Annotated in this window: 24 protein-coding genes and 1 tRNA gene; 11 read left to right on the plus strand and 14 right to left on the minus strand. The window is 70.6% G+C overall.

The window, feature by feature from the left end; translation table 11 throughout:
- Nucleotides 1-12 precede the first annotated feature (12 nt).
- Nucleotides 13-3,597, plus strand: a complete 3,585-nt coding sequence (locus tag ABD298_RS07085; protein WP_425564335.1) for an error-prone DNA polymerase — start codon at nucleotides 13-15, stop codon at nucleotides 3,595-3,597.
- Between the two features lie 15 nt (nucleotides 3,598-3,612).
- Here the strand turns inward: ABD298_RS07085 and ABD298_RS07090 are convergent, their stop codons facing one another.
- Entirely contained in the window at nucleotides 3,613-4,008 is a 396-nt protein-coding gene (locus ABD298_RS07090; protein ID WP_344298926.1) for a VOC family protein, read from the minus strand.
- Nucleotides 4,009-4,142: 134 nt separating this feature from the next.
- Here ABD298_RS07090 and ABD298_RS07095 point away from each other — a divergent pair, with 134 nt between their 5' ends.
- The gene (locus ABD298_RS07095) at nucleotides 4,143-5,123 is read left to right on the plus strand and encodes a DNA-3-methyladenine glycosylase family protein (RefSeq protein ID WP_425564336.1); all 981 of its coding nucleotides are present in this window, start codon (nucleotides 4,143-4,145) and stop codon (nucleotides 5,121-5,123) included.
- Between the two features lie 130 nt (nucleotides 5,124-5,253).
- Nucleotides 5,254-6,432: an ArsB/NhaD family transporter gene (locus ABD298_RS07100; protein WP_344298927.1), complete on the plus strand. Its 1,179-nt coding sequence runs from the start codon at nucleotides 5,254-5,256 to the stop codon at nucleotides 6,430-6,432.
- 5 nt (nucleotides 6,433-6,437) lie between these two features.
- Here the strand turns inward: ABD298_RS07100 and ABD298_RS07105 are convergent, their stop codons facing one another.
- A complete protein-coding gene (locus ABD298_RS07105) occupies nucleotides 6,438-8,129 on the minus strand; it encodes an AMP-binding protein (protein WP_344298928.1) in 1,692 nt (563 codons plus the stop codon).
- A 34-nt stretch (nucleotides 8,130-8,163) separates the two neighbouring features.
- On the opposite strand from ABD298_RS07105, the gene ABD298_RS07110 reads away from it, so the two are divergent.
- Complete coding sequence (locus ABD298_RS07110) at nucleotides 8,164-8,442, plus strand: putative quinol monooxygenase (RefSeq protein WP_208710107.1); 279 nt, start codon at nucleotides 8,164-8,166, stop codon at nucleotides 8,440-8,442.
- A 95-nt stretch (nucleotides 8,443-8,537) separates the two neighbouring features.
- Here the strand turns inward: ABD298_RS07110 and trxA are convergent, their stop codons facing one another.
- The 3 genes from trxA to ABD298_RS07125 form a co-directional block, all read right to left on the minus strand.
- On the minus strand, nucleotides 8,538-8,915 hold the full coding sequence (gene trxA / locus ABD298_RS07115) for a thioredoxin (RefSeq protein WP_208710109.1): 378 nt from the start codon (nucleotides 8,913-8,915) through the stop codon (nucleotides 8,538-8,540).
- 130 nt (nucleotides 8,916-9,045) lie between these two features.
- Nucleotides 9,046-10,314 (minus strand): MFS transporter, encoded by a 1,269-nt coding sequence (locus ABD298_RS07120; RefSeq protein ID WP_344298929.1) that lies wholly within the window; start codon nucleotides 10,312-10,314, stop codon nucleotides 9,046-9,048.
- Nucleotides 10,311-10,763, minus strand: a complete 453-nt coding sequence (locus ABD298_RS07125) for a MarR family winged helix-turn-helix transcriptional regulator (protein WP_344298931.1) — start codon at nucleotides 10,761-10,763, stop codon at nucleotides 10,311-10,313. The genes ABD298_RS07120 and ABD298_RS07125 overlap by 4 nt, the downstream gene beginning before the upstream one ends.
- 87 nt (nucleotides 10,764-10,850) lie before the next feature.
- Between ABD298_RS07125 and ABD298_RS07130 the strand changes: the two genes are divergently transcribed.
- Nucleotides 10,851-11,912 carry a glycosyltransferase gene (locus ABD298_RS07130; RefSeq protein WP_344298932.1) on the plus strand — a complete coding sequence of 354 codons (1,062 nt, stop codon included), beginning with the start codon at nucleotides 10,851-10,853 and terminating at the stop codon, nucleotides 11,910-11,912.
- A 51-nt stretch (nucleotides 11,913-11,963) separates the two neighbouring features.
- Nucleotides 11,964-12,461, plus strand: a complete 498-nt coding sequence (locus ABD298_RS07135) for a hypothetical protein (protein WP_344298934.1) — start codon at nucleotides 11,964-11,966, stop codon at nucleotides 12,459-12,461.
- Between the two features lie 52 nt (nucleotides 12,462-12,513).
- Here the strand turns inward: ABD298_RS07135 and ABD298_RS07140 are convergent.
- Together ABD298_RS07140 and ABD298_RS07145 are read right to left on the minus strand one after the other, a co-directional pair.
- Nucleotides 12,514-12,595: transfer RNA gene (locus tag ABD298_RS07140), tRNA-Tyr, on the minus strand.
- Between the two features lie 116 nt (nucleotides 12,596-12,711).
- The gene (locus ABD298_RS07145; RefSeq protein WP_344298935.1) at nucleotides 12,712-13,008 is read right to left on the minus strand and encodes a hypothetical protein; all 297 of its coding nucleotides are present in this window, start codon (nucleotides 13,006-13,008) and stop codon (nucleotides 12,712-12,714) included.
- A 180-nt stretch (nucleotides 13,009-13,188) separates the two neighbouring features.
- Between ABD298_RS07145 and ABD298_RS07150 the strand changes: the two genes are divergently transcribed.
- A complete protein-coding gene (locus tag ABD298_RS07150) occupies nucleotides 13,189-13,674 on the plus strand; it encodes a YajQ family cyclic di-GMP-binding protein (protein ID WP_208710121.1) in 486 nt (161 codons plus the stop codon).
- A gap of 35 nt (nucleotides 13,675-13,709) precedes the next feature.
- Here ABD298_RS07150 and ABD298_RS18680 read toward each other — a convergent pair whose 3' ends face one another.
- Both ABD298_RS18680 and ABD298_RS07155 read right to left on the minus strand, forming a co-directional pair.
- The gene (locus ABD298_RS18680; protein WP_425564337.1) at nucleotides 13,710-14,021 is read right to left on the minus strand and encodes a tyrosine-type recombinase/integrase; all 312 of its coding nucleotides are present in this window, start codon (nucleotides 14,019-14,021) and stop codon (nucleotides 13,710-13,712) included.
- A gap of 618 nt (nucleotides 14,022-14,639) precedes the next feature.
- Complete coding sequence (locus ABD298_RS07155; RefSeq protein WP_344298937.1) at nucleotides 14,640-14,975, minus strand: hypothetical protein; 336 nt, start codon at nucleotides 14,973-14,975, stop codon at nucleotides 14,640-14,642.
- 395 nt (nucleotides 14,976-15,370) lie between these two features.
- Between ABD298_RS07155 and ABD298_RS07160 the strand changes: the two genes are divergently transcribed.
- Nucleotides 15,371-16,204: a hypothetical protein gene (locus ABD298_RS07160; protein ID WP_344298938.1), complete on the plus strand. Its 834-nt coding sequence runs from the start codon at nucleotides 15,371-15,373 to the stop codon at nucleotides 16,202-16,204.
- A gap of 295 nt (nucleotides 16,205-16,499) precedes the next feature.
- Here the strand turns inward: ABD298_RS07160 and ABD298_RS07165 are convergent, their stop codons facing one another.
- Nucleotides 16,500-17,846 carry a hypothetical protein gene (locus tag ABD298_RS07165; RefSeq protein ID WP_344298939.1) on the minus strand — a complete coding sequence of 449 codons (1,347 nt, stop codon included), beginning with the start codon at nucleotides 17,844-17,846 and terminating at the stop codon, nucleotides 16,500-16,502.
- Between the two features lie 253 nt (nucleotides 17,847-18,099).
- Between ABD298_RS07165 and efeO the strand changes: the two genes are divergently transcribed.
- Complete coding sequence (gene efeO, locus ABD298_RS07170) at nucleotides 18,100-19,035, plus strand: iron uptake system protein EfeO (protein WP_344298940.1); 936 nt, start codon at nucleotides 18,100-18,102, stop codon at nucleotides 19,033-19,035.
- A 13-nt stretch (nucleotides 19,036-19,048) separates the two neighbouring features.
- Nucleotides 19,049-20,332 (plus strand): iron uptake transporter deferrochelatase/peroxidase subunit, encoded by a 1,284-nt coding sequence (gene efeB / locus ABD298_RS07175; protein ID WP_344298941.1) that lies wholly within the window; start codon nucleotides 19,049-19,051, stop codon nucleotides 20,330-20,332.
- A 35-nt stretch (nucleotides 20,333-20,367) separates the two neighbouring features.
- Here the strand turns inward: efeB and ABD298_RS07180 are convergent, their stop codons facing one another.
- The 4 genes from ABD298_RS07180 to ABD298_RS07195 are packed head-to-tail and all read right to left on the minus strand — an operon-like array spanning nucleotide 20,368 to nucleotide 23,796.
- Nucleotides 20,368-21,375, minus strand: a complete 1,008-nt coding sequence (locus ABD298_RS07180; protein WP_344298942.1) for a ketopantoate reductase family protein — start codon at nucleotides 21,373-21,375, stop codon at nucleotides 20,368-20,370.
- A 2-nt stretch (nucleotides 21,376-21,377) separates the two neighbouring features.
- The gene (gene htpX / locus ABD298_RS07185; protein WP_344298943.1) at nucleotides 21,378-22,256 is read right to left on the minus strand and encodes a zinc metalloprotease HtpX; all 879 of its coding nucleotides are present in this window, start codon (nucleotides 22,254-22,256) and stop codon (nucleotides 21,378-21,380) included.
- A gap of 17 nt (nucleotides 22,257-22,273) precedes the next feature.
- A complete protein-coding gene (locus ABD298_RS07190; RefSeq protein ID WP_344298944.1) occupies nucleotides 22,274-23,047 on the minus strand; it encodes an alpha/beta hydrolase in 774 nt (257 codons plus the stop codon).
- Nucleotides 23,044-23,796, minus strand: a complete 753-nt coding sequence (locus ABD298_RS07195) for an alpha/beta fold hydrolase (protein WP_344298945.1) — start codon at nucleotides 23,794-23,796, stop codon at nucleotides 23,044-23,046. The genes ABD298_RS07190 and ABD298_RS07195 overlap by 4 nt, the downstream gene beginning before the upstream one ends.
- A gap of 128 nt (nucleotides 23,797-23,924) precedes the next feature.
- Here ABD298_RS07195 and ABD298_RS07200 point away from each other — a divergent pair, with 128 nt between their 5' ends.
- A complete protein-coding gene (locus tag ABD298_RS07200) occupies nucleotides 23,925-24,377 on the plus strand; it encodes a Fur family transcriptional regulator (protein ID WP_344298946.1) in 453 nt (150 codons plus the stop codon).
- Nucleotides 24,378-24,422 lie beyond the last annotated feature (45 nt).

Genomic DNA, 24,422 nt, shown 5'->3' on the forward strand with positions numbered 1-24,422 from the left:
AAAGGAGGCCCCGTGGGCTGGAACAATCCGCCGATCCCGTGGAAGCACCTCCACGACATCCTCGAGGGCAAGGAGGTCTCCGCGGACGACCTCCGCGGCCGCCCCAGCCGGACCGATGCCGGGCGCGCGCCCATCGAGCATGACGGCGGGGACAGCCCCGCCTGGTCGCGCAAGCGCGGCCCCTACATCCCGCTCCCCGCGCTCGGGGAGGGCGCGCACGACGGCAGGCCCGCGCCGTCGTCCGTCGGCGCGGCGGGGCAGGCGGTCCCCTACGCGGAACTGCACGTCCATTCGCACTACAGCTTTCTCGACGGGGCCTCCTCCCCCGAGTCGCTCGTCGAGGAGGCCGTGCGCCTGGAGCTGCATGCCCTGGCGATCACCGACCACGACGGCTTCTACGGCGTCGTGAGGCTTGCCGAGGCCGCCGAGGCCTACGGGCTCCCGACGGTGTTCGGCGCGGAGCTCTCCCTCGGGCTGGGCGGGCCGCAGAACGGCGAGCCGGACCCCGAGGGAGAGCACCTGCTCGTCCTGGCCCGCGGCGAGGATGGCTACCACCGGCTCGCCGCGGCCATCACCGCCGCCCAGCTCGCCGAAGGCGCCGAGAAGGGCCGGCCCGTGTACGCGCTGGAGGACCTCGCGGAACGGCTGAGGGGGCACTGCCTCGTGCTGACCGGCTGCCGGAAGGGAGCGGTGCGCCGGGCCCTCGCCGGCCACGGGGAGGCCGCCGCCGAGCGCGCGGTCGAGGACCTTGTCGCCCTGTTCGGCGCGGACGGTGTGGCCGTCGAGCTCTACGACCACGGGAACCCGCTCGACAGTGCGCACAACGACGCCCTCGCCGCCGTCGCCGACCGCGTCGGGCTGCCCTGCGTGGCCACGAACGCGGTGCACTACGCCAGCCCGTCCGGGCATCCGCTCGCGACGGCCCTGGCCGCCGTGCGGGCGCGACGCAGCCTCGACGAGCTCGACGGCTGGCTGCCGGCGAGCGACGGCGCCCACCTGCGCAGCGGGGAGGAGATGGCCCGGCTCTTCGCCCGCTACCCGGGGGCCGTGGAGAACACCGTGCGGCTCGCGGACAGCCTCGCCTTCCCGCTGCGCTCCGCACGCCCCAGGCTGCCGAAGCAGGAGGTGCCCGAGGGGCACACCCCCATGTCCCACCTGCGCGGGCTCGTGGACCGCGGCATCGAGGACCGCTACGGCATCCCGGGCCCGGGATGGCGGGGGCCGGTCCCCCCGGAGGAGGTCCGCGAGCGCGTCGAGAAGGAGCTCGCGGTCATCGAGAAGAAGGACTTCCCGGGCTACTTCCTCATCGTCCACGAGATCGTGCAGTTCGCCCGCAGCCGCGGCATCCTGTGCCAGGGGCGCGGGTCGGCGGCCAACTCCGCCGTGTGCTACCTGCTCGGAATCACGGCCGTGGACAGCATCGCCTACCGCCTGCCGTTCGAGCGCTTCCTGTCGAGCCTGCGGGAGGAGGAGCCGGACATCGACGTCGACTTCGACTCGGACCGCCGCGAGGAGGTCATCCAGCACGTCTACGCGAAGTACGGCAGGGCGAACGCGGCCCAGGTCGCCAACGTGGTGAGCTACCGGCCCAAGAACGCCGTGCGGGACGTCGCGAAGGCCTTCGGCTACAGCCAGGGCCAGCAGGACGCCTGGTCCAAGCGCCTCGAGCGCTGGGACGCGCTCTCCGCCGCGAAGAGCCAGCCCGGCCCGGGAACCGGGGGGCCGCCCGAGGCCGACGGCATCCCGCCGCGGGTCCTCGCGCTCGCCGAGCAGTTCCTCGGCTACCCGCGCCACCTCGGCATCCATTCGGGGGGAATGGTGCTCACCGAGCGGCCCGTGGGCGAGGTGGTGCCGATCGAGCATGCCCGCATGGAGGACCGCACCGTCCTGCAGTGGGACAAGGACGACTGCGAGTGGATGGGGCTGGTCAAGTTCGACCTGCTCGGGCTGGGCATGCTCGCCGCCCTCCAGTACTGCTTCGACATGGTCGAGGAGCACTTCGGCGTGCGGTGGCGGATCGAGGACATCCCCAAGGAGGAGCCGGCCGTCTACGACATGCTGTGCCGCGCCGATTCGGTCGGGGTGTTCCAGGTGGAGTCGAGGGCCCAGATGAGCACACTGCCGAGGCTGCGTCCGCGGGAGTTCTACGACCTCGTCGTCGAGATCGCGCTCATCCGGCCGGGCCCCATCCAGGGCGGGGCGGTCCATCCGTACATCCGGCGGCGGGCCGGCGAGGAGGACATCACCTACCCCCACCCCCTCCTCAGGCCGGTTCTCGAGCGCACGCTCGGCGTCCCGCTGTTCCAGGAGCAGCTCATGCAGATGGCCATGGCGATCGGGGGCTGCACCGCCGAGGACGCGGACCTCCTGCGCCGGGCCATGGGATCCAAGCGGGGCGTGGAGAAAATCGGCACCCTCCGCGAGAAGCTCTTCGCCGGGATGGCGGCGAACGGGCTGACGCCCGAGGAGTCGAAGGCCATCTATACCCAGATCGCGGCGTTCGCGGACTTCGGCTTCGCGGAGTCCCACTCGATCAGCTTCGCCGTGCTGGTGTACGCGAGCTCGTGGCTCAAGCTGCACTACCCCGGGGCGTTCCTCGCGGCGCTGCTGCGGGCCCAGCCCATGGGGTTCTACTCCCCGCAGACGCTCGTCGCGGACGCGAGGCGGCATGGCGTCGTCGTGCTCCGTCCCGACATCCTCCGCTCCCGCGCGGACGCGTGCCTCGAGGCGCACGACGCCGAGGGGCCGCCGACGGTGCCCTGGCCGCCGGCGTCGTGGGCCGGGGAGGAGTCCGCCGGCCTCGACGCGTGCCTCGACAGGTTCCAGCCGCCGATCGGCCCGTTCGACCCGGAGGCACCCGACGAGTCCGCCGCGCACCGGCGCGACGGCAGCCGTGCGGTGAGGCTGGGGCTCTCGAGCGTCAAGGGGATCGGCAAGGACCTCGCCGAGCGGATCGTCGCCGAGCGGGAGTCCGGCGGGGCGTACCGGGGCATCGCGGAGCTGTCGCGCCGCACGGGCCTCACGGCGGAGCAGCTCGAGTCGCTCGCGTCGGCGGGGGCACTGGACTCCCTCGGGCTCACGCGGCGCGAGGCGCTGTGGCAGTCGGGGGCCGCCGCCCTCGAGCGGCCGGGCCAGCTCCCCGGCTCCCAGCCGTACGTCCAGCCGCCCCTCCTGCCGGAGCTGAGCGAGGAGGAGGTGGTGGCCTACGACCTCTGGGCCACGGGGGTCGCCACGGACGGCCATCCCCTCCGGCACGCCAGGGACGTGCTCGACGCCCGGGGCGTGCTCCGCATCGACCAGCTGCGCACCGCGGAACCGGGCAGCCGCATCGAGGCCGCCGGTGTCGTGACCCACCGGCAGCGGCCCGGGACGGCCCAGGGCATCACGTTCCTCAATCTGGAGGACGAGACGGGCATCCTCAATGTGGTCTGCAGCGTCGGGGTCTGGACCCGGTACCGGCGGGTGGCGCAGCAGGCACCGGCCATGGTGATCCGGGGCATGCTCGAACGGTCCAAGGAGGGCGTCACGAACCTGGTCGCGGACCGGCTCGAGGCCCTGCCCCTGCGGGCGAAGACGTCGAGCCGGGACTTCCGCTGAGCTGCCTCCCGGGCGCTACCCCTGCTGCGGTGCGTTCTGCCACAGTCCGAGGATGTTGCCCTCCGTGTCCTTGAAGTACGCGGCGAAGCCCATCTCCCCCACGGGCAGCTTCGGGGACACGGTCGATCCGCCCAGCTTCCCGATCGTCGCGAGGGCGGCGTCGATGTCCTCGACGTCCACGGTGATGATGGGGGTCTTGGGCGGGAACTCCTCGCTGCGCACGAACATGCCGCCGTTGATGCTGCCCGATTCGGTCGGCGTGCCGTTCTCGTCGCTGGGCGTGGTGCCGACCATCCAGTAGTCCATCCCGGGGACGGGCGTGAGGCCCCACCCGAAGGCCTCGGAATAGAACTTCTCCGCGCGCCCCGAATCGTCCGCGGGAATCTCGAAGTGAACGACTTTCCCTGACATGGCATCGCCTTCCTCGTCAGCGCCACGGCGCCGCTTCCAGCGCCACCAGCATGGTTTTGGACCGAGCGGCGCACGTCAAGGGTTCACGCGGCCACGGCCGCACGTTTGTCGTCGGCGCGTGGCAGGATGATGCGGTGACGCTCGCCGACCCCCTCCCCCGGGCCGCCCTTCCCGCCCTGGGAACGGCGGACGCCGACGGCTCGTGGCCTGCGCCCGACCACTACTCCCTGGCCGCCACGTGCTTCCCCCTCCAGCGGGGCGATGGGGACCCCTGCTTCGCGCCCCACCCCGCCGGCCTCTGGGCGGCCTTCCGGACACCCGAGGGGCCCGCCTCGCTCCTGCTGACCCACGCCGCCGGGACGCTGAGGGCCCGCGCCTGGGGCGACGGCGCGGCGTCGGCCGTCGCGTCAGCGCCCGCGCTGCTCGGCCTCACCGACGACTGGTCCGCGTTCGACGACGAGGCGTACCTCGCGCGCCTGCCCCGCCTCGTCCGCGAGGCACGACGCCGCAACCCGGCGCTGCGCCTGCCCTCGACGGGGCGCGTGGTCGACGCGCTCGTGCCCACGATCCTCGAGCAGAAGGTCACCACCCTCGAGGCCCGGCGCGCCTACCGGTACCTTGTGCGCCGCCACGGCTCCCAGGCGCCCGGTGCGGGAACCGTCGCGCCCGCGGGGCTCATGGTCGCTCCGAGCGCGGAGGGCTGGCTGCGGATCCCTTCGTGGGAGTGGCACCGCGCAGGGGTGGGCCCCCAGCGCTCGGACACGGTGATGCGCGCGCTGCGGTCGGCGGCGGGGCTCGAGCGGCTCGCGTCCCGGACCGCGCAGGAGGCCGCAGCCGCGCTGCAGTCCATCCCCGGGATCGGCATCTGGACGGCCGCCGAGGTCACGCAGCGCACGCACGCGGACCCGGACTCGATCTCGGTCGGGGACTACCACCTCGCCCACTTCGTCGGCTATGCGCTCACCGGCGAGCGCACCGACGACGCCGGGATGCTGCGCCTCCTCGAGCCGTGGCGCGGGCACCGGCAGCGGATCGTGCGCATGCTGTACCTCTCGGGCGTCCGGGCGCCGCGGTACGGGGCCCGGATGACGGTCCAGGACCACCGCTTCCACTGACTCCCGCCGAGATCACCCCCACTGACGCCGAAGTCACCCCCAAGTGACGCCGAAGTCACCCCCAAGTGACGCCGAGATCACCCCCTGCGGCGGTCCGGACCCGCACTGCGTGACCCCTAGACTTGACGCCATGCCTCTGGCCGCTGTGGGCGCCGTCCTCCTTGTCCTCGGCGGTGCGGCCGTCGCTGCCGGCCTTCTGGCGTGGGAGGACGTCGGCGCCCTCGCCGATCGGGTGGTTCCGATCCTCGCCTTCGTCGCGGCCATCACGGTCGTCACCGAGCTGTTCAACGCGGCGGGCCTCTTCGAGTGGATCGCTGCACGCTTCCGCCGCTGGGGCCGGGGCCGGGCCTGGCTGCTATGGGGCCTCGTCACGGTCCTGTCCCTGACGGCCACGGTCTTCCTCTCCCTGGACACGACAGCGGTGCTGCTGACTCCGATCGTCGTGGTGCTCGCCCGGAGCTGCCGGCTCCCGCCGCTGCCGTTCGCGCTCACGGCGGTGTGGCTCGCCAACACCGGGTCCCTGCTGCTCCCGGTCTCCAACCTGACGAACCTCCTGGCCCTGCACTCCCTGGGCAACGTGTCGCCGGTGGAATTCGCCGCCCGGATGGCGCTGCCCGCCCTGTGGTGCGCGCTCGTGCCAGTGCTCGCCGTCGGCGTGCTGTTCCGGAAGGACCTGCGCGCCCGCTACGACCCGCTCCGCGCGTCCCGGACGCCGGCGGAGGGAGACGGCGGCGCTCGGGCCGATCGGGTCCTGCTCGGAACCAGCGCCGTCGTCCTCGCGTTCCTGCTGCCGGGCCTCGTCTCAGGCCTGGCCCCCTGGATCCCCTCGGTGGCCGCGGCTGCAGTGCTCGTCCTCGCGTTCGCGGCACGGCGGCCGCGGGCCCTGCGCTGGGCGCTCGTGCCGTGGCAGCTGGTGGTGTTCGCGGCGGGCCTGTTCCTGCTCATGGAGGCGCTCCAGCACCTTGGCGGCGGTGACCTCGCGGCGGCGCTGCTCGGCTCGGGGAGCGGGCCGCTGGACCTCGTCCGGGTCGCAGCCGTCGGCGCGGCCGGGTCCAACCTCGTCAACAACCTTCCCGCGTACCTCGCCTTCGAACAGTCCGCGGGGGGTCCGGCGCGCCTGGCCGCCCTGCTCGTGGGCGTCAACGCCGGGCCACTCATCACGCCCTGGGCCTCGCTCGCCACGCTGATCTGGCATGAGCAGCTGCGGCGGCTCGGCGTCTCGATCTCGTGGTGGGGGTACGCGGCGGCGGGGGCCGTGCTCGTCCCGCTCATGGTCGTTCCGGCCGCGCTCCTCGCCGCCGTCCCGTGAGCTGTTCAGCCGAGCCCGAGCCGGGCGATGGCCTCCTCGCGCATCTCGACCTTGCGGATCTTCCCCGACACGGTCATCGGGAACGACTCGCGGATGTCCACGTACTGCGGGACCTTGTAGTGGGCGAGCCGGCCGCGGCAGAAGTCGGCGATATCCGCGGCGGTCAGCGGCTCCGCGCCCGGCTTCAGGATGATGCAGGCCATGAGCTCCTCGCCGTACCTCGCGTCCGGGACGCCGATGACCTGGACGTCCTGGACGGACGGGTGCTGGTAGAGGAACTCCTCGATCTCGCGCGGATAGACGTTCTCGCCGCCGCGGATCACCATGTCCTTGATCCGGCCCTCGATCACGAGGTACCCGTCCTGGTCCATGCGGGCGAGGTCGCCGGTGTGCATCCACCCGTCGGGATCGATGGCCTGGGCGGTCTTGTCGGGCTGGTCCCAGTACCCGGCCATGACGGCGTAGCCGCGCGTGCAGAGCTCCCCGATCTGGCCGCGTTCGACCGTTTCCCCCGAGGGGCCCACGACCTTCGACTCGAGGTGCGGCATGGTCCGCCCGACGGTCTCGGTGCGCTGGGCGAGCGTGTCGCCGTCGCGCGTCATCGTGGAGACCGGCGAGGTCTCCGTCATGCCGTAGCAGATCGCGACGTCCGTCATGTGCATGTCGGCGATGACGCGCTTCATGACCTCGATCGGGCACAGCGAGCCCGCCATGACCCCTGTCCGCAGCGTGCCGAGCCGGTACGAGGAGAAGTCGGGCAGCGCGAGTTCGGCGATGAACATCGTGGGCACCCCGTAGAGGGATGTGCCCCCGAAGTCCTGCACGGCGCCCAGCGTCGCGGCGGGGTTGAAGCCGCGCGCGGGGAGGATCGTGGCGCACCCGTGCGAGTAGGCGGCCAGGTTGCCGATGACCATCCCGAAACAGTGGTAGAAGGGCACCGGGATCACCACGCGGTCCTCCTCGGTGTACCGCAGGAGCTCCCCGATCGAGAACCCGTTGTTGAGGATGTTCCGGTGCGTGAGCGTCGCGCCCTTGGGGAACCCGGTGGTGCCGGAGGTGTACTGGATGTTGATCGGGTCCCCGGGCGCCAGGGTCGCCGCGCGCTCGGCGACGGCCGACGCCGGCACCTCCCCCGCCCGCCCGACGAGCGCCTCCCACGTGGTCTCCTCGGGCGACACCGGCTCGCCCGCCTCGTAGACCGCCCCGCCCGAGGCGCGGGGCGCCGGCAGGAACACGAGCTCGCGCAGGTCCGGGCACTCGGCAAACGCGTCGCGGGCCATCGCGACATACTCGCTCGTGCGGTCGCTCGGGGCGACGACCAGCATGCGCATGCCGTTCTGCTTCACCACGAACTGCAGCTCGTGGCTGCGGTAGGCGGGGTTCACGTTGACGAGGATTGCGCCGATCGCCGCGGTGGCGTACTGGAGGATGGTCCATTCGGCGCAGTTCGGGCTCCAGATGCCCACCCGCTCGCCCTTGCCCACCCCGGCGGCGAGCAGGCCGCGGGCGGCGGCATCGACGTCGTGCGCGAGCTCGGCGTAGGTCCAGCGTCGGGCGGCGTCAGCGCCGGCGTCGGACGCGGCTTCCACGAGGGCCTCGCGGTCCGCGAAACGCTCCGCGATGCGGGCGAAGTTGGCGCCGATGGTCTCCTCGAGCAGGGGCGTCGTCGTCTCGCCTGCCGTGTAGGACGTCTGCATGATGGAAAGCTACCAACTCGGTAGGCTGGCCACCATGACTGATCCCGTGCGCCTGAAGGCGACCTTCATCCCGAACGAGGGCGAGTTCTTCCGCGTGAAGCTGGCCCTGGACATCGCGATCGAGGAGGTCCAGCGCGAGCCGGGCTGCCTCCAGTACGAGATCACGGAGGAGTCCGAGGACCGGATCATCCTGTCCGAGCTGTGGGCCTCCGAGGAGGAGCTGGACGCGCACTCGAAGGGCGCCGCTGTCCAGGACCTCAACGAGTCCCTCAGCGCCCTCCTGGCGGAGCCCGTCAAGGTCGAGCGCGTCTGACCGCTGCACGCGCGCTGACCCCGGCGTAACGACGACGGGGCCGCTCCCCCTCCAGCGGGGGGCGGCGCCGTCGCGCTGTGGTCAGCGCTGCAGGCTCAGTTGTCCGAGCCCTTGGCCTGCGCCTCGGCGACCTTCTTGTGGACGTCCTCCATGTCGAGGCCCTTGACCGCCTCGATGACCTGCTCGAGGGCGGCCGGCGGGAGGGCGCCGGGCTGGGAGAAGACGAGGACCTTCTCGCGGAATGCCATCAGGGTCGGGATGGAGGTGATGTTGGCCTGCGCCGCCAGCATCTGCTCGGCCTCGGTGTCCACCTTCGCGAAGACCACGTCGGAGTGCTTCTCCGAAGCAGCCTCGTAGGTCGGCGCGAACTGGCGGCAGGGGCCGCACCAGGACGCCCACCAGTCGACCAGGACGATGTCGTTGTTCTCGATGACGTCGGCGAACTGCTCGCCGGTGATGTTCTTGGTTGCCATTCCCGCGCTCCTCACGTGTTTCTGCGGTCTTGGAAGTCTCAACGATACCCGTGGGGGTTTCATTCCCACGCGGCCCACCCGGTCGCGGACACACCGCACCGTCGTGGTTACCTTCCCCCGCAGCCGCCGCTCAAACGGCGGAGGGCTCGTGGGCGGTGACGTAGCGCCGGCCCGCCAGCGCGATCGCGATCGACACCACGAGCGCGGCCGCCGAGGCGTAGAACGGGACGGGGGCGCCGAAGGTCTCCCCGAGCCACGTGGCGATGAAGGGCGCAAGCGCCCCGCCCATCCAGCGCACGAAGTTGTAGCCCGCACTGGCCACCGGGCGCGGCGCGTCGGAGATGCCCATCACGAGCTCGGTGTAGACCGTGTTGTTCACGCCCAGCAGCGCGCCGGCCACGATGGTCAGCACGACGACGGCCGGGACCGCGTGGACCGCGGCCGCGACGGCGAGGCCCACGAGGACGAGCGCGAGGCCTGACAGGGTTCCGGCGAGGACGGTGATGTCGCCGAACCGGGCCTGGAGCGGCGGGGCGAGGAACACCGAGCAGACCGCGAGCGCGACGCCCCAGCCGAAGAACACGGCGCCGATCCCGTACGCATCCATGCCGAGGATGAACGGGACGAAGGCGAGGACCGTGTAGAAGCCGAAGTTGTAGAAGAACGCGCTGCCCGCCACCGAGCGCAGTCCGGCGTGGCCGAGGGCCTTGAGCGGGTCGCGGAACCTGGTCTTCCGGGCAGCCGCCGGGGTCTTGGGGAGCGTGGCCAGGATGGCGATGAACGCCACGGCCATGAGGGTGGCGGTGCCGAAGAACGGCATGCGCCACTGCCATCCGCCAAGGAGGGCTCCCGCGAGCGGGCCGAGGGAGAGCCCGAGTCCCAGCGCGGCCTCGTAGAGGATGATCGCGGTCGCCGTCCCGCCCGAGGCCACGCCCACGATCACGGCCAGCGCCGTGGCCACGAAGAGCGAGTTGCCCAGGCCCCAGCCGGCACGCCACCCGATGAGCTCGGCCACGCTCTGGCTCGTGCCGGCCAGGCTCGAGAAGACGACGATGAGGGCGAGGCCGATGAGCAGGGTCTTCTTCCCGCCGATCCGCGAGGAGACCCACCCGGTCACGAGCATCATGACGGCCGTGACGAGGAAGTAGCTCGTGAACAGGAGGGAGACCTGGCTCGGACTCGCATCCAGGTTGGCGGCGATGGCCGGGAGGATCGGGTCCACGAGGCCGATCCCCATGAAGGCGAACACCGAGGCCGCGGCAGTGGCCCAGACCGCCTTGGGCTGGCGGAAGAACGAGGCCTTCTCCGCAGCGAGGACCTCGTGGCCGGCCGGGTGGCCCGCCTGGGGTGACGCCGGGGCGCTGGTCTGGTGGGAGCGGACGCCGGGTTCGGCGGTCATGCGGGCTTCTCCGTCTCTGTGAAGTACTGGTTGATCTTGTCCATGACCGGCAGCGCGGCGGCGAGGGCTGCGCGCTCCGCCTCGGTCAGGGTGGCGATAGCTGCTGCCATGAGCTCATTGCGGCCGCCGTTGGCCTCGGCTGCGGCACGGTCACCGGCCGGGGTGCGGCGCACGACGACGGCGCGCGCGTCGAGCGGGTCGGCGCGCCTTTCGAGGAGCCCGGCCCGTTCCAGCCGGGCCACCTGCTCTGTCGCGGAAGGCACCTTCACGCCGAGGTTCTTGGCGATGACGCCCATGCGGAGCCCCTCGCCCTCGGCCATGTTCAGCACGCTCAGCTGGGCGGCGGGGAGGGTCGAGACCTCATCGAGCCTCCGCGCGACCCATACGCCGTGCCGGAGGGCTTCGCGGAAGCCGCCTGCAAGGGCGGTCACGTCGTCACTGGAACTCATATTTAGGTAGCCTAAATGTTAGGATGCCTAAAATCAAGCTCCGGCTCGCCGCCCCGTACACTCAGTGCACCGGCAGGAGGGGGTCCCGTGAGCAGTTTCCTGTTCGTCACGTGGGAGGGCGGCGGCAACGCGGTGCCCTTCCTCGCCCTCGGGCAGGAGCTTGTGGCCCGCGGGCACGCGGTCACCGTGATGGGGCATGCCTCCCAGTCCGGAGCCTTCGCTGCCGCGGGGGTCCCGTTCTGCGGGTCGCCCGGCGCCGCGGCGCTGACCGGCACGTCGCCGCTCGCGCTCCTGAAGGTCATCACGAGCCCGGGCATGCAGCAGGACGTCCTCGCCGAGGTCGCCACGCGGCCGGCGGACGTCGTCGTCGTCGACGTGGTCCTGTTCGGGGTCATGGACGCCCTGCGCCGCGTCGGCCGCGAGTACGTCGTCCTCGAGCACACCCTGGACGGCATGCTCCGCAGGATGCTCCCCGTTGCGCAGGCCGCCCTGCTCCCCGTGGGGCTGTGCCCGATGGACCTGCTCGACGCCGGCCGGCCGGTCATGACGGCGTCGATCCCGGAGTTCGACCGCGGCCACGGCAACGTGGTCCACGTCGGGCCGATGGTGCGCGGCGTCCCCGCGCGCCCGGAGACGCCCACGGTGCTGGTCAGCCTCAGCACGGCCGGCTTCCCGGGGCTGGCCGCGACGTTCCAGCGCGTCCTCGACGCGGTCGACGGCGTTGCGGCGCGGCTGATCGCGACGACCGGGCCCTCGCTCGACCCGGCGGCGCTCCGGATCCCCGACGGGGTCGAGGTGCACCGGTGGCTGCCCCACGAGGAGGTCCTGCCGCACGTGTCGCTCGTGGTCTCACACGGCGGGCACGGGACCGCCATGGCGGCACTCTCCCACAGCGTCCCTCTCCTGATCCTCCCCCTCAGCCCGACGACCGACCAGCCGTGGGTGGGGCGCGCCGTCGAACGCGCCGGGGTCGGCAGGAGGCTTCGCCGCACCTCGGCACCGCGGAGGATCCGCGCGGCCGTCGAACAGCTCCTCGGCGACGGCCCGCACCGCGCCGCGGCAGCACGCATGGGCGAGCGCGCCAGGGCCCTGGACGGGCGGACGCGCGGCGCGGACCTCCTCGAGTCGGTGGCGGCACGAAGCCCGTGAGAGGGCGCTGCCAGCGATCCCGCCCCTAGACGAGGGGACTAAAATGTACTGATGGGTACAGATGAACTCCTGGCGCTGATCCAGGAACACCACGCCGACGGTCTGGCCCACCTGCGAGCCCGCCTATGGTCCCCCTCCGGACGCGACGGCCCGGACCGGGGGCCGGATTGGCAGCGCCCCTCCATGGGGCCCGTCAGGTCCGTGGAGGACCGGTCCCTGAGCGTCACGCTGGACGCCCGCGTCAGCTCCTACTCGTGGTTCGCCTCCGATCCGTCGCTGACCGGGGACCTCTACACCGTGTCCATGAGGACCGATCACAGACTGCTGGGCCAGCGGACGGCGCTGGGCCACAGCGAGGCCGACGCCTGGGCGCTGGCGGTCCTCGGCTCGCAGAACGCCCGGATGATCTACTGGTCCGTGGCCGTCGTGGGCCTGGTCACGACCCTCTGCCACCACCTGTACGTGGATCCGGCGGGCCAGACGGCGCGGCTTCCCCGGGGAAGCTCTCTGGCGGAGCGGTCGGCGCGCATCTCGGATTCACTGGACTGACAGGAAAGCAGAACACCCCCGGTCCGAAGACCGAGGGTGTTCTCTCACAACGTGGCAGATGAGGGATTCGAACCCCCGTAGGCAATGCCAGCTGATTTACAGTCAGCCCCCTTTGGCCGCTCGGGTAATCTGCCAAGATCAACACGCAGTTCACCGGCCATCCGGTGTCCTGCGGTGCGAGCAAGACAACCTTACAGAACATTCGGCCACGCGTCGAATCGGGGCTCGGGCAGGGGCTGCGGCCAAGTTTTCAGGCAGTCCCGGCGCCGCTGGCGGCGGCATCCGAGAGGATCTGCTGCCTCAGCTGGGCCTCCAGGAATGCCGCCTGCTCTCCCGTGATCTGCCGGAGCGCCACAGCGCGCTGGAGGTCCGCGTGGACGCCGTCGAGCCGTGCCGTGGGCGCCGGGGCCGGGGACATCACGACGCCGGCGGCGAGCGTCGCCGCTGCCACGACGCCGCCCGCGGCGGCGGCCGCCCTCCCTGCGAAGGTGCGCTTCGCCGTCGTCGATCCCTCAGCGCCTCCGCGGCGCGCGTCTGTCGAAGACACGGATTCCTCCCTTGCCAGCCTTGTCGATGGATCCAACGATTCCAGCGGAGATTGCGATCCCACTGGGCTTCGGCTGAGAGTGAACTGTGCGCCGCAACCCACGCTCACGGGGTCGCCGGAAGGGCGCAGGAGGCTAGTCTGGTGGCCAGCATCTGACCACGAACAGTTCCGGAGGCAGCCATGGCAGATTCGACATTCGACGTTGTGAGCAAGGTAGACAAGCAGGAGGTCGCCAACGCCCTCAACCAGGCGCAGAAGGAGATCGCCCAGCGCTACGACTTCAAGGGCGTCGGGGCGGAGATCGACTTCTCGGGCGAGAAGATCCTCATGAAGGCCAACGCCGAGGAGCGGGTCAAGGCCGTTCTGGACGTGTTCGAGTCGAAGCTCATCAAGCGCGGCATCTCCCTGAAGTCCCTCGACGCCGGCGAGCCCTTCGCCTCCGGCAAGGAGTACCGCATCGAAGCCTCCATCAAGGAGGGCATCTCGCAGGAGCACGCGAAGAAGATCTCCAAGCTCATCCGCGACGAGGCGCCCAAGAGCGTCAAGGCGCAGATCCAGGGCGACGAGCTCCGTGTCTCCTCGAAGTCCCGCGACGACCTGCAGTCCACGATCGCCCTGCTCAAGGGCTACGAGGACGTGGACCTCCAGTTCGTCAACTTCCGCTGAATCGGGGACTTCTCCCGCATGATTCCGGGCCTCAGTTAGCCCGAGTCCTCACACACTCCCCAGGGTTCCCGAGGACCGCACGCATCAGCCCCGATGCTGCGGTCCTCGTCCTGTCTTCGGCGGACGGCCATAGGTGGGCATAGTGTTGAGCGTGAGGCTCGGCTTGCGTGCCCGATGGACCGCTGGACGGTCACGACGTCGCCCCCGTCCGCGATGAGGCCCGAGGCGCAGAAGTGCCGCAGGTCGTGCAGCGTGAACTCCTCGAGCCCAGCAGCCTCCCGCACGTTGCGCCACTGGTTCCCGGCCGCGTTCCGGTTGAGCAGGTGCCGCCCAGACTGAACAGCCACTGCTCGTCGCCGTAGACCCCCACCGTCTCGATATGCGGGTCAGCATCGTCAGGAACTCGTCCGGGAGGAACACGACCCGCTCGGACCCGTGCTTGGGCGGCACCACCTCGGTATTGGCGCGGTTGTCCCCCGAACCTGCCGGGATACCGCGATCGTCCGGCGCAGGAAGTCGACGTCCCGGACTTGCAGCCGTGACGCCTCCCCCAGACGCAGGCCAGCGAAGGCACACAGGTGGATCAGAAGGTGTCGCACTCGATGGAGACGAGGACGCGACGGCGAATTCGACAATCCTGTTTCCCTGGTGCAATCAGTCGCAGGGGAATCGTCCCATGCCGCGCGCCCGTGGCGCAGCCGAAGACGAGCTCGCTAGGGTGAGGCGCTGCCGGGGGACTTGACCAGAAGACGATTGAAGCGCGCCTGACGACCTAAGGCGCGGCCCTGTGGAAAGGCAAGCCGTATGCGTGGCTTGAGGCACGTTCCGAGTGGGAGCGGGAGCACGACGCCGTCCTCGCGGACGCGCCGAGCTGGCCGGACTTCCCGTGGGATCCGAAGCTCGATCCGGGTACGGAGCGGCCAGCTTCCCCGGTGGGACACTGACGACCATCCCCGAAGGAGTGTCTACCCTATGATGAGTTGGCTGATCGCATTCTTCACGGCCGCGGCATCGGCGTGCGAAACTCGGAACTCGATGGTGTTGCCGCTTGTGATGACGCACACCTTGGAGTTGACGAGGCCGTCCCGTTTCGTTGTGACCCCTGTGATCTGCTTGATCGGGATCATGTCGGTTGAGGCCTTCTTACGCGGTGCCAAGAGGGACATCCCCGACGTGAAGGCGGCTGCCGCAACGCTCCTGCTCTTGTCGCGATCCCACTCGATGCGGTCGGAGTAGATTCGGACCTTGGCGTTCTTTCCCTCTATGTGGCTTGTGAATTCCATGACCGGTGTCGTTTCCATGACAGCTGTCCTCTCGGCTTGTTCACGTCCGTTGAGCCACAGGCCTTGCAGTATCTATGCTGCGGCGAAGGCCTGCCCGCGGTCCATACGTTGATCCCCGTAAGCCGTGATCGCATCCGGTGCGATCAGTGCGTAGAGGCTGGCAGCTCTCGACGGGGCGACGTGGAGTATAGGCGAGCGAGCCCCAGCATTGCTTTCCACATGATCTTTCAGCCACGCCTGGCCGCATCCATGGCTCGGGCCGGCATTTCAGCCGCCCTGCATGCTGAGGTTCAGCGCGAACGGGCTCTGCTAGAACCCCAAGGGCTTCCCTGTTCGCCGACGGTCTTGACCCTCGAAAAGGGCAGGACGAAACTAAGGCCATCGCACAACACTGCGAGCAGGGGGATGTGACAATGGCGAGGAAAGCAAATACTGGCCCGACCCCGCAACGGCCGTCAGGCCAAGGTCCAGAAGCCAAGGCGAAGCGCCCGTTCTGGAAGAAGAAACGGTTCATCATTCCCGCCGCACTCTTGTTTCTGATCATTATCATCAGTGCGCTCAGCGGCCGGGGCGGGAACACAAGCCAGCCGAGTGCAAACCAGGCTTCCGAGACGGCCTCTCCCAGCGCCACCACGCAGCCTGCAGCGCCCAGCCCCTCACAAACCGCCCCAGCGCCTGCGGCGACCCAGCCTGCTCCGGCGCCGAAGACGACTCAAGCTGCCCCGGCGCCCGCTCCAAAGATCCAGCCCTTTACCCGAAACGGCGCGGGAGATGATGTCTTCAACATCGATCTCGGCGGCAACCCGGCCATCGTGATGTTCGACTGCCCTGCGTGTTCATCGAACACCGTGCTTCAGACCAACGGCCGTGACAGTCTGCTGGTCAACACCATCGGCGCCTACAAGGGTTCGCATCTGATCGACACGTCGAAGACCTCGAACACCACAGAGCTCACGGTAAAGGCGGATGGCGACTGGACGGTCACCATCACTGACCCGTCGACCGCTCCTCGCACAGATGGACCGGCCCAAGGCCATGGCGACGCGGTCGTCTACATGGAGGCGAAGTCGAGCAAGGCCAGTATCACGAACACCGGCAAGGGAAACTTCGTGGTCACTGGTTATGCCAGCGCATTCCCGCAGCTCGCGGTCAACGAGATTGGCTCCTACAAGGGAACTGTTCCTTTGAGCCTGCCCGCTTTCGTACAAGTCATCTCCGAGGGCGACTGGACGATTACTCCGGGTTAGGGACGACCCTTGGTTCCCGTTCCGCCCGCTGACAACCGCCAGAGAACGGAAGCTCGTAGCGACCGATTGGGGCCCGGTCTGGGACGGGGTGAGAAGCCTATCGATAAGGTGGAGCGAAGAGGCTAGCTTCTTGCGGCTCCGCAGGGAAAGGGAGAAAGTCCGCAGGAGGCCCAGCCAAGTGCCGTTCAGGCCATCACTGCCCAAAGCAAAACCCCGGAATCATGCGGAAGACAACGATTGCCGGCCTGTCGTATTCCGGGCGTTCCTGCACGTGACACGCCCTCCTGCCGGAGTGTCAGCCGAGCATGGCGGTGAGGGCGTTGATGAGGGTGGATTCGACGCCGTTGGTGCCGGCGCGGAAGTGGGCGATGTGGCCGTAGACGGTCATGGAGCCGCCGGCGATGCCGGGGGCGTCGGTGTCCCAGCCGCCTTCGTAGCTGCCGGCGGTCATGTACGGGGAGAAGTACTCGTTGGTCGGGATGTAGCAGCAGGATTCGTTGGCGTAGCCGCCGATCCAGATCCCGGCCGATCCGCCGTACTTGGACCGGAAGTAGACGGCGTAGCCGCTGACCATCTCCCCGCCGACGAAGGCCATCCGCAGCGGGGTGCCGCCGCCGATGGTCCAGACCTGGAAGGGGGAGGGGACGCTGGTGGCGACGTTGCCGGAGTCGATCCTGGCCATCATCATCTGCGCGTGGCGCACGTAGTATGCCGGGAAGCCGCTCGGGTTGGGCAGGCGGGCGGCGTAGGCATTGCGGAGCGCGGCCAGGTTCCCAGCCGAGGTGTCGATGTCGAGGGGCAGGCCGACTTCCTGGTACCTGGTGGTGATGGGGCCGGTGAGGGCGCGGCCGGCGCTCTGGGCGGCGCTGAGGACGGCAGACCCGAGGCTGTCTCCCCACTGGTCGCGCAGCGCCCAGCTGGGGGGAGAGCCCGCAGGGTTCTGGTCGCCTGCCGGGCCGAGGAGGAAGAGGGCGAAGGCGTCGGAGCGGTTCTCGATGTAGTTGCACGCCCCGGCGGGGTAGTCGCCGTCGAACAGGGAGCGGTCGCCCGCGGCGACGGGGTGGGTGCCATAGCCGAAGATGACCACGGCCGGCGTGCCGTTCGACCGCCGGCAGACGAGCACGGGCACATCGGTCTCGACATAGCGCAGGCCAGCCCTATTCACCGACCAGGTCTGCTGGATGACCTGGTAGTCCAGGGTCACGCTGGTCTGCGCCGCGCCGAGCGCGCTCTGGGCGGCCTCGACGATCCGGTCCTCGAGCCAGGACGAGTACGCCCGGATCTGGTCGAGCTGGACCATCCCATACGTCGTGAACGGGTGCAGCGCGTCGACGAGCGTCGGACCGTTGTGCGTGTGGGTGGCCTGCAGCAGGATGTCCGAGGTTGCCCAGTTCGCGAGCGCGAGGAGCCGCGGCCGGATGCGCTGGTGCATCGTCCGCGGGATCGCGAGGATGTCGACGCTCAGGATCAGGCGCGGGGCGCCGTTCTCACGGATCACCGCCGCGCGGACCCACAGCGGCTGGTACGGGGTGCTGCTCGTGGCGAGGCGTCCGCCGTCCGGCGTGCCGTAGCCGGCCATGTAGGGGTTGGAACTCAGGGTGGGCGTGATGTTGACCTTCGCCGTCGCCACAGTGAACGCCATCCGCGCTCCCCTCGGGTCATCTGCCTTCGGGAGCGCGGCCCCTCTCGGGCGAGCCCATCGGCATCTCGATGTCTGAAATCGCTTTATTAGACCACGCGGAACCGCAGCTTCCCTGCACCCCTCGGTACGCCCCGCCGCCTCCCCTACCAGCCAATAGCGCATGAAATATTTGCGTAATCTCCACATGGGCCACTACTGTCCGAGTTAGGCAAGCCTCACCAAACTGATGCACCCACCTGACCGAAGGACAACCATGCCCTCGACCGCCAAGCCGGCCGCACGCCGTCGTGCGCGCCTCACAGCCCTCCGTTCCCTGGCCTTCCGTTCCGCAGCCCTCGCCGCCGTCGTCGCGGCGCCGCTCGCCCTCGCAGCGTGCGGCGGGGACACGACGGCCTCGCCGGCCGCGTCCCCGTCCACCACCAAGACGGTAGACGCCGAGACCGCCGCGCTGCTCGAGAAGGGCGAGAGCACCTTCACCGCGTTCATCAAGAGCGAGTCGGACACGCTCCTCGAGGGCACCAAGGCCTTCGCCGCCGAGTTCGAAGAGGGCGACGTCGACAAGGCGCGGGCGCTCTACGCGAGCACCCGCATGCACTGGGAACGGATCGAGCCGGCAGCCGAGAAATTCAAGGAGTTCGACGCGAAGCTCGACACCCGCGAAGCGGACCTCGAGCCGGGCGAGGAATGGACCGGCTGGCACCGCGCCGAGAAGGACCTTTTCCCGCCGGCGGGCTACACGGCCATGACCAAGGCCGAGCGCGAGAAGATCGCCGACGCGCTCGTCGCGGACACCGAGGGCCTCCACAGGAACATCCAGACGGTGACGTTCGAGGCCGCTGAGCTCGGCGCCGGTGCCAAGGAGCTCCTCGACGAGGTGGCCCGCGGCAAGGTCACCGGCGAGGAGGAGGCCTTCTCGCACACCGACCTGTGGGACTTCAGGGCCAACGTGGACGGCGCGAAGGCCGCCTACGAGGCCCTCAAGCCGGCCCTCGTCCGCAGCGACGCCGCCCTCGTCGCGGACCTCGACGCGAAGTTCGCCGCGGTCGATTCGGGGCTCGGGAAGCATGCCGCGGGCGAGGGCTTCGTGGCCTACACCGAGCTCACTCCCGCCCAGGTCCACGAGCTGGCCGGCCTCGTCGACGCGCTCGGCGAGCCGCTCTCGAAGCTCACCGCGGCCGTCGCGGCGTGACGGGGGCCTCGGCATGACGCAGGGACGCACGACGCCGCCGCTCTCCCGCCGCGGCCTGCTCACCGCGGCCGGGGCGACCGGGGCAGGGGCGGCCGGCCTCGCGCTCGGCTGGGCGGGGCACGGCGCTGCCCTCGCGGCGCCCGCGAGCGCGGTCGAGGACATCATCCCCTTCCACGGGGAGCACCAGGCCGGCATCGTCACGCCCGCCCAGGACCGGCTGCACTTTGCGGCCTTCGACGTCGTCACCGACGACCGGGCCGCGCTCGTGAAGCTGCTCCAGGACTGGACCGCTGCGGCGGAGGCCCTCACTGCCGGCCGCGAGACGGGCAGCACGGGCGCGACCGGAGGGCACCCGGCGGCCCCGCCCGAGGACACGGGCGAGGCCCTCGGCCTCTCCGCGTCCCGGCTGACCCTCACGTTCGGTTTCGGCCCGAGCCTCTTCGCCAGGGACGGCGCGCCCCGCTTCGGGCTCGAGGGGCGCCGGCCCGCGGCCCTGGCCGAGCTCCCGCACTTCCCCGGCGACGCCCTCGAGCCCACCCGTACCGGGGGGGACCTCATGGTGCAGGCCTGCGCGGACGACCCGCAGGTGGCCGTGCATGCCGTCCGCAACCTCGCACGGATCGGCTTCGGCACGGTCCGCGTGCGCTGGTCCCAGCTCGGCTTCGGCCGCACGTCCTCGACAACCCGATCCCAGGAGACGCCACGCAACCTCTTCGGGTTCAAGGACGGAACGGCGAGCCTGCGTGCCGAGGACTCCGACCTGCTGCGCGACCATGTCTGGGCCGGGTCCGGGGAGACGCCGGGCGAGGCGTGGATGGAGGGCGGGTCCTATCTGGTGGCGCGGCGGATCCGGATGCACATCGAGATATGGGACCGCACGAGCCTGGGCGAGCAGGAGGCCCTCATCGGCCGTACGAAGGCCGCCGGCGGTCCGCTCTCGGGCGGCGGCGAGTCCGAGGCACCGGATTTCGCCGCGAAGGGAGCCAACGGGCGCCCGGCCATCGCGAAGGACGCGCACGTCCGGCTCGCGCACCCCGAGCAGAACAAGGGCGTGCGCATGCTCCGCCGCGGCTACAACTACACCGACGGCAGCGACGGCCTGGGGCACCTCGACGCCGGGCTGTTCTTCCTCGCGTTCGTCAGGGATCCCCGTACCCACTACGTGCCCATGCAGATGGCCATGGCGAAGTCCGACCGCCTAGCGCTCGAGTACCTCAAGCACACCGGCTCGGGCCTGTTCGCGGTGCCGCCGGGGGTGCGGTCTGGCGGCTTCATCGGGGAGCGGCTCTTCGCCTGATCCCCGGCCAGCGGGGGCGACAGCGGGGGCACCGCTCAGCCGAGGCGCGCAGCGACCTCGGCGGGCGCGAAGAAGCGACGGGTCCGCTCGACCTCGTGGACCAGCTCGATGAGCGCGGCGTTGACCGGCGCCTCCGCGCCGACCCCGCGCGCCCGCTCCACCACGGCGCCGCTGAGGTAGTCGATCTCGGTCGGCAACCCGCGCTGGACGCTCTGCAGGGTCGAGCCGAAGACGGGCTCGGTGCCGAGCCGCCGCGCCATGATGCCGAGCAGGACGCGTCCGACGGCGCGTGGCGCGGACCCGAGCACGGCGAGCGTGAGCGGGGTCATCCCCTCGAGGGAGCCGAATGCGACCCCCTGCCTGCGGCCCACGCGGATGGCTTCCCGGATGCTCTCCAGGACGATCGCCCGCAGCGTCCGGTCCCTGAGGGTGGCCTGCACGCTCATCCCGGTCACGGCAGGCATGGCGTTGATCTGGTTGACCACGAGCTTGGTCCACTGGCAGCCGAGGAAGTTCCGCACGGCCCGGGCCGGGATCCCCTCACCCAGCGCACGGGCCGCGGCGACGGCGTCGGGGCTGGGCTCGCCGTCGCCGGAGCCAAGGTACAGCGGGCCGGGAACCAGGACACGCACCTCGCCGGGTGCCGGACAGTCCGCGCTGAAGAAGGCGATGGCCCCGACGGTGGGCGCGCCGGGCGTCCCCGCGCCGTGCCGGACGGACTCCGCGCGCACCACGCCGTCGAGCCCGTTCTGCACGACCACGAGCGGGACGCCGTCGAGGAGCGCGGCATTCGCACGGATCGCCTCCTCCTCGTCCTGGGCCTTGACGCAGAGCAGGGCGAGGTCGGGCCGCGTCGCGAGCCGTTCCGCGACCGCCACGCGGGCGACGTGATCGCCCCACGCCCCCGACAGCCGGATCCCGCTGGCCCGGATCGCGGCGAGCCGCTCGCCGCGGGCCGTGGCCTCCACGGTGTGGCCACCCCTGTCCAGCAGCGCCGCAAGGGTCGCGCCGATTGCCCCGGCTCCGATGACGGCGATCCGCATCGTCAGCGTCCCAGCGGCCGGCCGGCCATCCCCTCGAGCCGGGCGATGCGCTCGGCCATGGGCGGATGCGTCGCGAAGAGCTTGGCCATCCCGGCGCCCCGGAATGGGTTCGCGATCATGAGGTGGGAGGTGTTGACGAGCTTCTGGTCCTGCGGGAGCGGCGCCATCCGCACGCCGCCCTCGATCTTGCGCAGCGCAGAGGCCAGCGCGAGCGGGTCGCCGGTGAGCTGGGAGCCGTCCTCGTCGGCGTCGTACTCCCGGGTGCGGGAGATCGCGAGCTGGATGAGCGAGGCCGCGAACGGCGCCAGGAGGCTCAGGGCCAGCAGGGCGATCGGGTTGACGTTCCGGTCCCGGTCGCTGCCGCCGCCGAAGAACATGGCGAACTGGGCAACGGATGTGATGACGCCGGCCACCGCCGCGGCGATCGACGAGGTGAGGATGTCGCGGTTGTAGACGTGCATGAGCTCGTGGCCCAGGACTCCGCGCAGCTCGCGGGCGTCGAGCAGCTGCAGGATGCCCTCCGTGCAGCACACGGCAGCGTTCTGCGGGTTGCGGCCGGTGGCGAAGGCGTTCGGCGACTGCGTGGGCGAGACGTAGATGCGGGGCATGGGCTGGTTGGCACGCTGCGAGAGCTCCCGCACGATCTGGTAGAGCCCGGGCGCTTCCGCCTCGGTCACCGGGTAGGCATGCATCGAGCGGAGCGCGATCTTGTCGCTGTTCCAGTAGCTGTAGAACGTCATCGCGAGGCCGATCGCCGCGAAGATCCAGATCGGGGCGGCGCTGCGCGTCCCGACTCCGACGAGCGCCCCGATGCCGAGAAGGACCGCCCAGAGCACGCCGAAGAGCGCCGCGGTCTTGAGTCCGTTGTTGTGGTTGTGCACCCTGACCTCCTGCTGTCTCAACGATCCGGCACGGGCCAGCAGTTCCATTCCCCGAGCACACCGTCCAGGAGCTCCAGGAAGGCGGGGTGGCCGAGGATGCGGAAGTGCCCCACGACCGGCAGGCGCACGTTCCGGGCACCCTCGAGTTGGGTGCCGCGCGAGACGACCGGGTCCACCGCGCTCGCCACGGAGACGATCCTGCTGTTGACCGACTGCTCCCTGACGAGGGCCGCGAGCGCCGGCAGCGCCGGGTTGAAGGCCCTCAGCGAGGGGGTCGGCGCGAAGCGCGAGTACGGGTGGCCCGCGAACGGCGTGGAGGCCGCCACCATCCCCGCGGCGAGGCGGGGGTGCGACACCATCAGCTCCTTGCCGATGAGGCCGCCCTTCGAGTGCGCGACGACGAGCGCGTCCGCGATCCCGACCTCCTCGAGGCGGGCCGCCACGAGGCTGGCCGATTCCTTCAGCGGGCGCAGGTTCCAGCCCAGCTCCTCGACGATGGCCACCTCGTGGCCGCGCTGCTCGAGCCACAGGCGCAGGGGGTCCATGAACGCGGCCGGCTCGTAGATCCCCGGGATGAGCACGACGGCGGGTGGGCGGCGCGCGCTCGGAGGCGCCGGCGTCGTGCGCACCACGCGCGTGCCGTCGGGTCCGACCGCAGCCGCCCCGCGGCGTCGTGCGCCGAGCGCGCCCAACTGGCGGATGGTCACGTAGGCCGCGTCTCGGGCCAGTCCCTCGGCCAGCCATGCGGCCCGGCCGAGCCGCTCCCGCGGCTTCCGGTTCGACGGGCTCACGCCTTCTCCTCGGCGCGGTCCGCCTCCTGCACGATGCTGCGGGCGACTTCCGGGGCGCCGCGGAACATCAGGACATGGGCCTCCCGGTCCAGGACCGCGGTCCGCGCCGACCGGGCGAGGCCGGCGAGGGTGCGGAGCCAGGAGGGCGGGCTGATGGGATCGCGCCGACCGGACATGAGCAGGATGGGTGCCTCGACGAGCGGGATCCGCTGCTCGATCCGGTGCCGCATCATCTCGCGCAGCGTCCGCACGTACCAGGGGACGCCGCAGCGGATGTAGTCGCCGAAGACGATCGGCGTCACGCCGAAGGGCTCGATGATGCTGTCCCACGTCAGCCGGAGGGCCTGGCGCGGGACCGTGCGCTCGCGGACGTTGACGGTGGGCCCCAGCAGCACGATCGGGCGGGGGCTGGGCCGGTCGATGGCCATCTCGACGACCACTTGGGCGCCCATCGAGTGGCCGATGAGGACGGGGTCGCGGATACCGAGCGTGTCCAGGGCCTCCCATGCCGTCTCCGCGAAGTCCTCGATGGAGAGCGGCCTGCGGGGCGTGAGCGACTTGCCGAAACCAGGGAGCTCGACCACGTGGACCCGGCCGTGCACCGCGAGCACCTCGGCGAGCGGACGGTAGTAGAGCGACGAGACTCCGATGCCGTGCACGAGGACGTAGTCCCGGCTGCCCGCGCCGCCCGAGTAGACCCAGAGCTCGCGGCCGCCCTTGACCACCTGCCGTTCGCCGAACCGGCGCATGTGCCTCCCTCTCTCCGACCGTCCCCCAAGAGTAGCGACCGCCGGCGACCCGAGCTCCCAGCTACCCCACAGAACCGGTAAGGCTCGCCTTATTGTGAACTTGTCAAAATAAGTGCTTGAATGGAGCCATGCATCCGAGCTCAGAGCACACCGAATGGGCTTCGGCCCTGCGCGCTCACGGCCGACGCGTGACCAAGCAGCGTCTCGCCGTGCTCGACGCCGTCGAGGCCCACCCGCACTCGCCGGCCGAGGCCATCCTCGCCGCTGCACGCGACGAGCTTCCGGACATCACCCCGCAGTCCGTGTACGTGGTGCTCGGCGACCTCACCGACCTCGGCATGCTGCGCCGCTTCGAGCCCCCGCACTCCCCCGCGCTGTACGAGACGCGCGTCGGGGACAACCACCACCACGCGATCTGCTCGGTCTGCGGCCGGGTCGAGGACGTGGACTGCGCCGTGGGCCATGCCCCCTGCCTCACCCCGAGCGACACGCACGGGATGACGATCATGATCGCCGACGTCACGTACGTGGGCATCTGCGCGGACTGCGCCGCGAAAGGGGCTCCCGCCCCCACGGCCTGAGCCGCCACGAGCTTTCCAGCCACACGACAACCAGTACAGGCGCGC

Origin of the sequence: Sinomonas flava, from assembly GCF_039531875.1 — a bacterium.
GTDB lineage: Bacteria > Actinomycetota > Actinomycetes > Actinomycetales > Micrococcaceae > Sinomonas > Sinomonas flava.